At 29.9% G+C, this 12,888-nt stretch carries 13 protein-coding genes; 10 read left to right on the forward strand and 3 right to left on the reverse strand.

The annotated features are described in order from the left end of the window. Positions 1 to 205 precede the first annotated feature (205 nt). From DG508_RS05985 to DG508_RS05995, 3 genes are read left to right on the forward strand one after another with little or no spacing between them, the layout of a single operon-like run. Positions 206 to 1,603 (forward strand): sensor histidine kinase, encoded by a 1,398-nt coding sequence (locus tag DG508_RS05985; RefSeq protein WP_234418185.1) that lies wholly within the window; start codon positions 206 to 208, stop codon positions 1,601 to 1,603. A 47-nt stretch (positions 1,604 to 1,650) separates the two neighbouring features. Then, complete coding sequence (locus DG508_RS05990; protein WP_108867260.1) at positions 1,651 to 2,334, forward strand: response regulator transcription factor; 684 nt, start codon at positions 1,651 to 1,653, stop codon at positions 2,332 to 2,334. A gap of 32 nt (positions 2,335 to 2,366) precedes the next feature. After that, positions 2,367 to 2,798, forward strand: a complete 432-nt coding sequence (locus DG508_RS05995) for a hypothetical protein (RefSeq protein ID WP_108867261.1) — start codon at positions 2,367 to 2,369, stop codon at positions 2,796 to 2,798. 13 nt (positions 2,799 to 2,811) lie between these two features. Here the strand turns inward: DG508_RS05995 and rlmH are convergent, their stop codons facing one another. Continuing rightward, positions 2,812 to 3,285 (reverse strand): 23S rRNA (pseudouridine(1915)-N(3))-methyltransferase RlmH, encoded by a 474-nt coding sequence (gene rlmH, locus DG508_RS06000; RefSeq protein WP_108867262.1) that lies wholly within the window; start codon positions 3,283 to 3,285, stop codon positions 2,812 to 2,814. A 139-nt stretch (positions 3,286 to 3,424) separates the two neighbouring features. Here rlmH and nadC point away from each other — a divergent pair, with 139 nt between their 5' ends. The 6 genes from nadC (at position 3,425) to DG508_RS06030 (ending at position 7,695) form a co-directional block, all read left to right on the forward strand. Further along, a complete protein-coding gene (gene nadC / locus DG508_RS06005; RefSeq protein ID WP_108867263.1) occupies positions 3,425 to 4,282 on the forward strand; it encodes a carboxylating nicotinate-nucleotide diphosphorylase in 858 nt (285 codons plus the stop codon). A 3-nt stretch (positions 4,283 to 4,285) separates the two neighbouring features. Beyond that, on the forward strand, positions 4,286 to 5,206 hold the full coding sequence (locus tag DG508_RS06010) for a YihY/virulence factor BrkB family protein (RefSeq protein ID WP_108867264.1): 921 nt from the start codon (positions 4,286 to 4,288) through the stop codon (positions 5,204 to 5,206). Positions 5,207 to 5,228: 22 nt separating this feature from the next. Next, positions 5,229 to 5,789: a chalcone isomerase family protein gene (locus DG508_RS06015; protein ID WP_108867265.1), complete on the forward strand. Its 561-nt coding sequence runs from the start codon at positions 5,229 to 5,231 to the stop codon at positions 5,787 to 5,789. Between the two features lie 136 nt (positions 5,790 to 5,925). Continuing rightward, complete coding sequence (locus tag DG508_RS06020) at positions 5,926 to 6,489, forward strand: chalcone isomerase family protein (RefSeq protein WP_108867266.1); 564 nt, start codon at positions 5,926 to 5,928, stop codon at positions 6,487 to 6,489. A gap of 98 nt (positions 6,490 to 6,587) precedes the next feature. Then, positions 6,588 to 7,016: a DUF2147 domain-containing protein gene (locus tag DG508_RS06025; RefSeq protein WP_108867267.1), complete on the forward strand. Its 429-nt coding sequence runs from the start codon at positions 6,588 to 6,590 to the stop codon at positions 7,014 to 7,016. Between the two features lie 112 nt (positions 7,017 to 7,128). After that, positions 7,129 to 7,695: a chalcone isomerase family protein gene (locus DG508_RS06030; protein ID WP_108867268.1), complete on the forward strand. Its 567-nt coding sequence runs from the start codon at positions 7,129 to 7,131 to the stop codon at positions 7,693 to 7,695. A gap of 110 nt (positions 7,696 to 7,805) precedes the next feature. Here DG508_RS06030 and DG508_RS06035 read toward each other — a convergent pair whose 3' ends face one another. Further along, on the reverse strand, positions 7,806 to 9,335 hold the full coding sequence (locus tag DG508_RS06035; protein ID WP_108867269.1) for a DUF3472 domain-containing protein: 1,530 nt from the start codon (positions 9,333 to 9,335) through the stop codon (positions 7,806 to 7,808). A gap of 299 nt (positions 9,336 to 9,634) precedes the next feature. On the opposite strand from DG508_RS06035, the gene priA reads away from it, so the two are divergent. Then, positions 9,635 to 12,088: a replication restart helicase PriA gene (gene priA, locus DG508_RS06040; RefSeq protein WP_108867270.1), complete on the forward strand. Its 2,454-nt coding sequence runs from the start codon at positions 9,635 to 9,637 to the stop codon at positions 12,086 to 12,088. Here the strand turns inward: priA and DG508_RS06045 are convergent. Beyond that, the gene (locus DG508_RS06045) at positions 12,085 to 12,792 is read right to left on the reverse strand and encodes a LytR/AlgR family response regulator transcription factor (protein WP_103866351.1); all 708 of its coding nucleotides are present in this window, start codon (positions 12,790 to 12,792) and stop codon (positions 12,085 to 12,087) included. The genes priA and DG508_RS06045 overlap by 4 nt on opposite strands. Between the last annotated feature and the right edge of the window lie 96 nt (positions 12,793 to 12,888).

Genomic DNA, 12,888 nt, shown 5'->3' on the forward strand with positions numbered 1-12,888 from the left:
TAATTAATCCCAATTTTTAATCTATTAACATTGATACTTCCGTCTCTTATTTTTTGGGCATAATTAGATTTGTTAACGTTAATAGAGGGTTAATGGCTTTTAATTATATAAAAGCAAATTATGTTTGTCTTACTTTTGATATAGTATCAATCAAATAAGTGAATAGTAATAATAAAGAAGGAGAATGTAATTTATGTAACTCTCTATGATGAAACCAAAAATTAGAATATTAATCATAACATCTATCTTAACATTATTGGCATTATCAGGTATTCAGGGATATTTGATTTATAATACTTACCAACTTAAAAAAGATGTCTTTTTAAAAGAAACAAAGAAATCAATTTCAGGATTAGATAATATAAAAGAAATGGATTCTCTTGCAGAATTATGGCATGGTGAGTTAACAAAAAAAATATCTGAATATAGAAAACAGAAGCTCAATAAAACAGAAATGTTTATAGACTTTAAACCTTTTACAGATTCTCTGAATACTGCCTTCAAGGAGTATTATGCCAAAGAAATAGAGAAAGCTAATTTAGGGTATGAATTAAAGTATAAAAAAATAATAAAAAGCATTATTATAAATGATAAAGATAAGTTAGATACCGTTTTTTTTACTGAAACTGGTGATGCCTATTTTTTATTTGGAGAAGATTTTCCTGATGATGAAGGGAACGTTATAAGCAAAGCAAGATGGCTTACAGAACATGATTTTGAAGAGGATAATCAAGGGGAGGTATTCAAAACAGCGCTTAATGTTGAAATTAAAACAGAAGATGTAATCAGTATTGTAAAATGGAAGAGATTTATTTTTGGGCAAATGGCGAGCTTATTTTTGTTTTCTGTTATATTATTATTGTTTGTAGTAGCATTGCTTTTTTATTCGATAAAAACAGCCATTCAACAAAAGAAAATGGCAGATGTGCGTAATGATTTTATTAATAATATTACTCATGAATTGAAAACGCCATTGGCCACCTTAAGTATTGCCTCAAAGAGTTTAAGAAATAAAGAAATTCAAAACTCACCCAATATATTTTCTAACGCATTAGATATATTAGATAGACAAAATAATAGGTTGCAAAAATTAATAGATCAGGTAATGAATAATACCTTAGGATCAAAAGACATAGAACTGCATAAAGAAAGAGTTTTGGATACTGAATATTTTAAAGAAGTGGTAGAAGACTTTAAATTATCTGTACAATATAAAGATGTAGAAGTATATGAAAAAATAGAATATGATCCCATATATATAAATATTGATAAATTTTTATTTGCTACAGCTTTGTTTAATATAATGGAGAATGCCGTAAAATATGGTACAGAAAAAGTAAAAATTAGTATTCAAACAGAGTTAAAAAATAATAACTATATAGTTACAATAAGAGATAATGGCATAGGTATTTCTGAAAAAGAGCATTTTAAAGTTTTTGAGAAATTTTATAGAGTAACTACAGGCAACGTGCATAATGTAAAAGGATTAGGGCTAGGGCTGTTCTATACAAATCAAATTATCAAAGCACATTCAGGGAGAATTGAAATAAAGAATAATTCTGATAAAGGAGTATCATTCAGTATTACTATACCGATTAATTAATGATTGGTAAATACAATTAGCCTTTAGAAAAAAGATTATAAAAACAAATGAAACACATATTACTAGCAGAAGATGATTTTGATTTTGGAAGTATTTTAAAACAATACTTAGAGCTACATAGCTATACAGTTACTTGGGCAAAGGATGGTGTAGAAGCCTTGCAAGAATTTTCTAAAAAGGAAATTGATATCTGTGTATTTGATGTAATGATGCCTAAAATGGATGGTTTTGCATTAGCAGAGAAAGTAGTAGATATAGACCCTGAAGTTCCATTTATATTTCTTACTGCTAAGAAAATGAAAGATGATAAAATAAGAGGGCTTAAGTTGGGAGCAGATGATTATATAGTAAAACCTTTTGAAGCAGATATATTAGTACTAAAGCTCCAAAATATTCTAAAAAGATCAAAGAAAACAACACTTTCAAAAGAAGAGAGTATATCAATAGGAAATTATGAGTTTATTATTAATGATCATCAATTAAAACTGGATAATGAATCACAACGATTGACGAAAAAAGAAACTATTTTGATACATTATCTATGGGCTAATAAGAATGTAATGATCAGAAGAGAAAAATTACTTAAAGATGTTTGGGGAAATGATGACTTTTTTTCAGGCAGAAGTATGGATGTGTTTATAAGTCGATTGCGTAAGTATTTCAAACAAGATGATAATATTACAATAGAAAGTGTAAGAGGTGTAGGATTAACATTTAGAGTAGAACAATAATATCAATATCATTCAAAAATAAAAACAAACAGATGAAGACATTAATTACTATTTTGGTAAGCTTTATTATAGGAGTCCTTACCTCAAATGCACAAACAAATACAATAATTTCAACAGAAAAATCCACTCAAGAGGTAGAAGAAGAAGATAATTATTACAGATCTTTTGCAGTTATTGACACAGATAAAAATTTTAAAATTAAAATAAAATTTGTGAAAAAGAAGAAAGACAATGTGAAGATCTATTTAATAGATCAATTAGGGGAAGAAAATATGATGATCAATGTGGATGAATATTCTTGGAAAAAAGGAATAGATGGAGAAGAATTATATACAGTACAACTCAAAGAAAATCGATTAAGGATTAATGTAGATAAAGAACTAGCATCAGATAAAATTATTAAAAAGTTTAAATTAATAAGTGCTGAACTAAAATTAATAACATCAAGATCAAGTAAAAATTAAATAAAAATGAATCTTATCGATGATGATAAGGTTCATTTTTTAGAATGGTAAACCCACGATATAATTGTTCTATAAAAAACAGACGTATCATTTGATGAGAAAATGTCATCTTAGACAAAGATAATTTACCATTTGCTCTATTGTATACCTCAGGACTAAAACCATACGGGCCTCCTATAACAAAAATAAGCTGTTTGATTCCGCTATTCATGTGCTTTTGTAATAGTTGAGAAAATGCTACAGAGTCGTATTGTTTACCATTTTCATCCAAAAGGATTAATACATCAGAATTTTCAACATAATTAAGAATTAGTTTACCCTCTTTTTCTTTCTGTTGTGATTCACTGAGGTTTTTAGTGTTTTTAATATCAGGAATAATTTCAAAATTAAACTTAATGTAGAATTGTAATCTCTTGATATAGCTATTTATAAGGTCTTTCAATTCTTGGTTATCTGTTTTGCCTATTGCAAGTAGTTTAATATTCATTGATATAAAGTATTGATATGTTTTACTCAAAAAAGAAAGAGAATTTAAAGTTTTTTTTGAAAAGTAATAGAAATACGTTGTATTTCTTACTTCGTACTTCCGACTTCTTTTTTTACATTAGCAAAAATAACCATTCAATATGATTAGTGAAATCCAATTCAATAAAGAAATTGATTTAATAATAAGTAATGCAATACGAGAAGATGTAGGAGATGGAGATCATAGTTCATTAGCTTGTATTCCAGAAATAGAAATGGGAAAAGCAAAACTATTGGTTAAAGATGAAGGTATTCTTGCAGGGGTAGATTTTGCGATAAAGGTATTTGAGTATGTTGATCCTGCTATTACTGTAGATGTAAAAATAACAGATGGTACCCCTGTTAAATATGGTGATGTAGCATTTTATGTTTCTGGAAGCTCACAATCTATTCTCAAAGCAGAACGGCTAGTGCTTAATGCAATGCAACGAATGAGTGCAATAGCTACAAAGACACATCAATTTGTAAAACTATTAGAAGGTACAGGAACCAAAATTCTTGATACTCGTAAAACTACTCCAGGTATACGAGCATTAGAAAAATGGGCAGTAAAAATAGGGGGAGGAGAAAACCATAGATTTGCATTGTATGATATGATTATGCTTAAGGATAATCATATTGATTTTGCAGGAGGGATTACCAAAGCAATAGAAAAGACAAAGCAATATCTTATTGATCATACTCTAGATCTTAAGATTATTGTAGAAGCTCGTAACCTCGATGAGATTAAAGAAATTTTACAGACATCGGGAGTCTACAGAATATTAATAGATAATTTTGATTATGAGGATACTCAAAAAGCAGTAGCTATGATAGGGGATACTTGCCTTACAGAATCTAGTGGAGGAATTAACGAGAAAACCGTTCGTAAATATGCAGAATGTGGAGTAGATTTTATAAGTAGTGGTGCACTTACTCACTCTGTATATAATCTTGATTTGAGCTTGAAAGCGGTGTAATATATGTCAAAACCTATAGAAGATAAACTTAATAAAATACCTGTGATCAATGTTTTGGTCAAAGTAGGGAAGAAAATTATTCTTCCTGGTTTTGTAGGATTGTCAATATATGATTTGATAGAAATTTATGCTATAGGGATTGTTAAAGGTACTTTTTCAGCAAGAGCAAGTGCAATATCATGGAGTTTCTTTTTGTCTCTATTTCCTTTTTTATTATTTCTTTTGAATTTGATACCATATGTACCAATAGATCAATTTGAAGAGAATTTTTTTGAATTTGTTAATGGAGCGTTACCTAAGCAATCTTCTGAATTTTTTTCTGAAATATTTAAGGATATAGCATCAAACCCTAGAGGAGGACTATTATCTACAGTATTTGTATTGTCAATACTTTTTATGACTAATGGGGTCAATGCTGTTTTTTCTGGTTTTGAATATTCTTATCATGTAACACTTAATAGAAATTTTGTTAGACAGTATCTTGTAGCATTAGGGGTGTCTATTATTGTGGCATCGTTATTGTTAATTACAGTTATAGGAACACTGTATTTTTCTTATCTAGTAGATAATTTAAATAGAATGGGAGTCGTAGATGATACCGTTTTTTGGCTTACTATAGGAAAATACGCACTATTCGTTTTTATGATTTTTGTAACTATCGCAACATTATTTTATTTTGGTACCTCAGAAGGAAGACAAAATAAATTCTTTTCTCCAGGAGCATTTATGACAACTCTTTTGATTGTTGTAACTACTTATTTATTTGGGGTTTATATAGATAACTTCTCAAATTATAACAAATTATATGGGTCTATAGGAGCCATGTTGATTCTAATGCTGTATATATGGCTTAATGCAAATTTGGTATTATTAGGTTTTGAATTAAACGCCTCATTAAACCAGCTTAGAAAAAATTTTTATTAACTTAATATCCAAATTGTATAAAATGAAAAAATTAAGTATTTTATTTATTGTTTTTGTAACTTTTATTTCTGTTAATGCTCAGACAAAGGTAGGAGATGCTACATTGCCGAATACCGTAAAGTTTAATGAAGAAAAATTAATAATTAATGGAGCAGGAATTAGAGAAAAATTCTTTTTTGATATTTATGCTGGAGCATTATATCTAAAGAAAAAGAACACCAGTGCAAGTACAATAGCAAAGGCAGATGAAACAATGGCTATCAAGTTACATATCTTATCAGGAATGATGTCTAGAGATAAGATGGCTTCAGCATTGAGAGAAGGGTTTAAAAAATCTACAAATGGAAATCTAAAACCTTATAATAAAAGAATAGAAAAATTTATTGGATTCATTAATAATGAAATCGAGGTTGACCAAATTTATGATATAGTATACGAAAAAGGAAAAGGAAGTATAATCTATAAGGATGGAGTAGAAAAAGGATATGTAACTGGATTAGACTTTAAAGAAGCTCTTTTTAATATTTGGATAGGAAGTAAACCAGCAGATAAAGGTTTGAAAAAAGAAATGCTAGGTAATTAATAATTTATACTTTTGTCAAAAGAATAAGTAAACACGTTCTCAATATGTTGTGCATATATCCCCTGTTTAAATAGATGCACTTTTTAAATTTTTTGGAGATTATAAATTAATTACCCCAAAACATATTTATTATATAATGAGAAATAATATTTTAATAGTAATAGCACTAATTTCATTGTCCTCGCTTACAGCGCAAATTAGAGTAGGAAATGCTATTCTTCCTTATGAAGAAAATTTTGAAGGAACAGAATTAAAACTCAATGGTGCAGGAATGAGACAAGTGCTTTGGATTGATATGTATGCTGGAGGGCTATACATGTCAAAAAGAAGAAAAGATCCAAAGGAAATTCTTGAAGTAGACGAAACTATGGCAATTAAGCTAAATATTGTATCTGGTTTTGTTACACAAAAGAAAATGATAAAAGCTGTAAAAGACGGTTTTACTAAATCTACTTATGGTAATACCGATGCGTTAGACGAAAGAATAACAAAGTTTATTAAGTTTTTTTCAGAGCCAATTGTTAAAAATGACATTTTTGATATAGTTTATGTAAAAGACAAAGGAGTAGTTGCTTTCAAAAATGGGAAAGAGCTAGGAGTAATTGAAGGTCGTGATTTTAAATACGCATTATTTAAAATTTGGCTAGGAGATAAACCCGCAAGCGAAGGCATTAAAAAAGGAATGCTAGGGATACAGTAAATCTATTGTCACAGTAATAACAAAAAAACGACCTGTTTGAATACAGGTCGTTTTTTGTTTTATCTTGGAAACATAATAAAAATAAATTATCATAAAGAATGAATTTTTGTAAAGTAATTTTTGTTTCTATTTTGTTTGTTTCTGGAACAATAACAGCACAGAAACAAATTGTAGGGATGTGGAAAACAATTGATGACACTACAGAGAAACCAAGGTCTATTGTAGAAATATATAATAAAGGGAATAAGTTATTTGGGAAAATTAAAAAGATATTGAATGAAGAAGAAAGAAATAATTTATGTACTGCGTGTAATGGGGCAAATTATAATAAACCGATAGAAGGAATGCTTATAATTAAAGATTTGAAAAAAAATGGAAATGAATATGAAGATGGAACAATTCTGGATCCTGAAAATGGTAAGATATATCGTTGTAAAATTTGGGTAGATGAAGATAACCCGAGCATATTAAATGTAAGAGGATACATCTCATTTTTATATAGAACCCAACAATGGGTTAAGATATAGTTTTAGGTATTTATTAATTATTTTTCTTATCAAATTTAAAATTTAACATTTTTTTTGGTTAGGTTTTTAAAGATTTTGGACTAACCCCTTGAGAAATTAAAAAACCTATACAATGAAAAAAATAATTACTTTAACAATTGTGCTTACAATAACTACCCTTTCTATGGCACAAATAAGAGTTGGAGATATTGTATTACCATATAAAGTTACATATGAAGGAGAAGAGCTCTCATTAAACGGTGCGGGGATGCGAAGTGTTCTAGGATTTGATACATATTCAGGAGGGCTATATACAAAGAAAAAGTACAATGATCCAGGCACAGTATTGGATTCTGATGAAAGTATGTCTATTCGATTAAATATTGTTTCAAAAAAAGTAACCAATAAAAGAATGGTTAAAGTCTTTAAAAAAGGCTTTGATGATGCAATGTTTGGTAATACACAAAGTTTAGATGCTAGAATAGAAGAGTTTTTAAAATTATTCTCATCTCCTATGCAGATAAATGATTATTATGACTTAGTGTACATCAAAGGTAAAGGTGTTAAAACCTATAAAAACGGAGAAGAACTTGGTTTTATTACTGGTAGAGATTTTAAGTATGCCTTGTTTAAAATTTGGTTAGGAAACGAGCCAGCATGTAAACTAATCAAAGGAGGAATGCTTGGACATAGTAAGTAAATAACAAAGAATTTAAAAGTAATAATTACCCCTAAAAAAAGAGACTGAATTCTAAACTAATTTGTTTAATGAATTCAGTCTCTTTTATGTTTTTTACAATTTACAAAGATTTATTCTAGTGTAGAGAAATCTATTTGAGGCATAGTATTACTAGTGCTATTTCTTTCTAATAATGTATTCTTACTTAGCGTACCATTGAAAAAACCGCAATTTTTCAAAGAAAAATAAGACCCGTTGACCCCACCAGAGTAATCAAAACGGAATTCATTATCTGCTGTAGCATCATATGTAAACTTTGCCTTGGTTACTTCATGCCAAGTGTTATTGGTGTCATATACCCATTGATTGTAAAAATTAGCACTTCTTTCTATGTTTCCAGTATTGGTATTAAAGTTTTCTAGAAACGAATATTGACGTTTTATATATGTATTGGTTTTTGGCCTTCTAAAACTAGCAATTAGATCCCATGTGCCAATCGTAGGGTCCATAAAATAAGCAGTAAAATCTGTATGATTATTTCCAGCAGGTTTACCTAGCAATAAAAACTTATAGCGTACCCCAGTTTTCCAATTGTATACCTTATAACTTTGTCCTCCAGAGCCTTCACCACCAAATTGTTGTGTGTTCACTCCCGTACCCTTTTTTAATAATTTTATTTTGTATTCTTCAGGAATACTTCCTGGGTTGTCTGTAGAATAAGGACTCCATACAGAAAATAAAATTCGCCTTTCTATATTTGAATTTACCTGTATGCCAAAATATCCATGTTGAAAACCATTGGTCATAAAAAAGGAGCCAAGAGCATCTTGACCAGGTTCTACTTCAACTTCATTATAAAAAGCTTCGATGTTATTAGATGTTGGAATTACATATCCAAGATGTACAGAGGGACCTCTTCTTCCAAAATGAAGCTCATCTTTGATATATTTAACAGTTTGTAATGTTGCATCACCCCCTAATAAAACTGTTTTTACATCTGCAAAAACTGATGATGTTTTAGAAACCCCTTTTAGATCTAGATAATAATACCCCTTTGTAGATGCTTGTAGTTTTCCAACATAAATATTTTGGAAACCTGTATTGGTCAAAGTGATATTTTTTGATTGATTGTTATAAGAAGCTCTTATTTGAGAAGTTCCAGATCGAACTCTTGCGTTGATTCCTAATTGGTACGTACCTGGTTTCTTAATGTAAAAATAAGTTCGTATAGTTATGTTTTCCTTGTTCCAATTGTTAATTCCATTATAACCAATTATTTGTTGTGTATCAGAAGGGTTTTCAACAACCCAACTATTACCTTTGGTAGCAATAGAGATAGAGAAATTGACATCAGGGTTAGAAGGAGTTTGAGAACATTTACCAAGATCATTCCAACTTAGAGTTGTTTTTTGATACACTTTGTATGGTTGGGCGCTATCTCGTCGATACTTTACTTTATCTCCAACCTTATATTGATTAAATCTATCATATATGCTTAGAATATCACAATTACCAGAATAATCCCCTTGATTTTTATGTAGGCTAGAATTTGGTTCAGACTGCTCTTGCTTATCTATGACATCATTATCACTAGAGCAAGAAATAAGAAATATACAGCCTACAAAAGCTATGAAAAAGAAGTTGAGTTTTAAGAATTTCATGTTTTTTAAGTTAAATTTGAGAGGAAAACTACTTTTAAAGAAAAAAATTATAACGTAGATGTTAATGTTTTTATAATACTTAAGATGTGATAAGAAGCTATAAAAAAGGAGAGAGATTTAGTACTTTTATTAAGAATAAAGTCTAATTGTGATAAATAATAAGTGTGTAAATAAAGGCAAGTGAGGAGAGAAATTATAAAATTTATATTGAAAACAAAAAGTTTAAGTAAGTTCAGTAGATATTCTTGTATTTTTGTTGTTTGTACAGAGCTTATTCTGGATTGTTGTAATACTAAATAATGTCATATTTTATAAATGTAATTCTTCCTATTCCTCTTGATAAAGAGTTTACTTATAGTATTAATGAGAATGAGGCAGCTTTTTTAAAACCAGGTATGCGTGTCGCTGTTCAGTTTGGAAAAAGTAAAGTATATGCAGCATTAGTAACACAAATACATCAGAACCCACCACAGGTTTACGAGGCTAAAGAGATAGAGCATATTTTAGATGAATCCCCAATTGTTACTCAAAATCAATTAGAATTATGGACATGGATTTCTAGTTATTATATGTGTACAAAAGGAGAGGTAATGAGAGCAGCACTTCCTGGGGCATTTTTATTAGAAAGTGAGACTATTATCTTAAGAAATGAAAAAACCGAGTTAGATGAATCACTTCTCAAAGATGATGAATTCTTGGTGTTTGAAGCATTACAATACCAAAGTTTACTTAGAATACAAGAAGTAATGAGTATTGTGAGTAAAAAAAATGTGCTTCCAGTTATAAAACGGTTATTAGAAAAAGGAGTAATCACAGTTCAAGAAGAAATTTATGAGCAGTATAAACCAAAGATAGTACGCTATATACGATTACATAAAACGTACAAAGATGAGCAAGCACTCCGTACATTATTAGATACAATGACTCGTGCTCCAAAACAAAGAGAAGTGTTACTGCACTTGTTTACATTGCAAGCACAAACTACAAAGGATATTAAGGTTAGTGAACTCATACAATCTTCTAATAGTTCTTCTTCAGTTATAAAAACTTTGATAAATAAAAATGTATTAGAAGAATATCATTTACAGACAGATCGTGTTCAATATACAGGAGAGGTGTCAGGAAAATCAAAGCAGCTTAATGAATATCAGGAAAAAGCATATGAAGAAATAAAAAATGTTTTTAAAACCAAAGATGTATGTCTGTTTCATGGGGTTACTTCCTCTGGTAAGACAGAGGTATATGTAAAATTGATAGAACAAGTTATTCAAGAAGGAAAACAGGTATTATATTTATTGCCAGAAATAGCATTGACTACTCAACTTATAACCCGTTTACAAGAATATTTTGGAGAAAAACTGACAGTATATCATTCTAAATATTCTGTAAATGAAAGGGTAGAAGCATGGAATAATGTAAAGCATAAAAAAAATAAAGCACAGGTTGTCATTGGCGCTAGATCCGCAATTTTTTTGCCTTTTGCCAATTTAGGGTTAGTTATTGTTGATGAAGAACATGAAAATACATTTAAGCAATATGATCCTGCTCCTAGGTATCACGCTCGCGATACAGCAATTGTTTTGACTAAAATGTTTAATGCTAAAATAGTACTAGGCTCTGCGACACCTGCATTAGAAACATATTATAATACGCAACAAGGAAAGTATGGGCTTGTAGAGTTGACAAGAAGGTATGGTGGTGTGCTGATGCCAGATATTAATCTGGTAGATATAAAAACAAAGTATCGCAAAAAACAAATGACAGGACATTTTAGTGATACATTATTAACAAGTATGCACGATGCATTAAAAGAAGGGGAGCAAATTATACTTTTTCAGAATAGAAGAGGGTATTCTCCTGTTATAGAGTGTAATACGTGTGGTCACTCTCCTCAATGTCCAAATTGTGATGTAAGTCTTACATATCATAGCTATAGAAGTCAGTTGCGATGTCATTATTGTGGGTATAACATAGCAATGCCTCAAAAATGTGTAGTTTGTGATAGCGTTGATTTAACTACCAAAGGTTTTGGTACAGAACAGATAGAGAAAGAATTACATGATTTATTTCCAGATCATATTGTAGAGCGAATGGATCAGGATACTACCAGAGGAAAACATGGATATGAAAAAATAATTAATCGTTTTGAAAGTGGAGAAGTAGATATTATGGTAGGTACACAGATGTTGTCAAAAGGATTAGATTTTAGGAATGTAAGTTTGGTGGGGATAATGAATGCAGATAATTTATTAAACTTCCCTGATTTTAGAGCGCATGAGCGTAGTTTTCAACTAATGCAACAAGTAGCAGGAAGGGCAGGAAGAACCCAAAAAAGAGGGAAAGTATTGATACAAACATATAATCCATATCACCAGATTCTTCAACAAGTATCTATTCATGATTATGCGAGTATGTATAAAGACCAGATAGAAGAGAGGCATCAATATAAGTATCCCCCATTTTATAAATTAATAAAAATAACAGGTAAACATAAAGATTATAACAAAGTAAATGATGCTATGAATTGGTTGGGGACTTCTCTTAGAAATGTATTCAAAGAAAACGTTTTAGGACCTGAGTTTCCACCTATTTCAAGAATAAGAAATCAATACCATAAAAATATAGTGATAAAAATACCACAAGGACAGTCTTTGCATAAAACAAAAGAGGTCATAAAAAAGATTCAAACATCTTTTAAGAGTATAAAAGAGTTTTCAGGAGTACGAATAATAATCAATGTAGATAATTATTAATTATTCAAAGCTTCTATAAGTGAATGTTTTTTATGTCTACTAAGTGGTATTTTTTCGTCAGCAATTTCTATATTACGACTATTGTAGCGTTCTACTTTGTCTAGATTTACGATATAAGATTTGTGAATTCTCAAAAAGCGATCACTTGGTAGCTGAGCTTCAAATGATTTCATAGTCGCCAATACTACGATAGGATCTCCTTCTTCCATAATAAGTTTTACATAATCGCCAAGAGCTTCTACGTATTTTAACTGATTAAGAAAAATCTTTCGTTTTTTAAGATTACTTTTTACAAAAATGTAATCATCGTCATCAACAGGAGCATTTTCTCCACCAATACGAGACATACTTAATGCTTTTTCTACAGCAGCATTAAAACGATCTTTCTTTAGTGGTTTTCTTAAATAATCTACTGCATCATAATCAAAAGCTTTAAAAGCATATTTGGTTTTTCCTGTAACAAAAATAATATGAGGCTTGTTTTCTAGATCATCCAAGAGATCAAAACCTGTTAGAATAGGCATTTCAATATCCAAGAATAATAAATCTACTTGGGTATCAAGTAAACCATTTTTTGTCTCGATAGCATTATTCCACTCAGCCACTAATTCTAGTGACGAATGCTCGTCTATGAGCTTTACAATAGCTAGTCTTTGGAGGCGGGAATCATCTACTACCGCGCATTTTAATTGAGGTTGCTCCACTTGTATAGGTTAAATATTCCAATTACAATATTAATGAATATATATCGTTTCCACAAACTATTTCAGCTTTTTGTCGATAAAAATAGTGTTTCATCG

Origin of the sequence: Aquimarina aquimarini (assembly GCF_900299535.1) — a bacterium.
Lineage (GTDB): Bacteria > Bacteroidota > Bacteroidia > Flavobacteriales > Flavobacteriaceae > Aquimarina > Aquimarina aquimarini.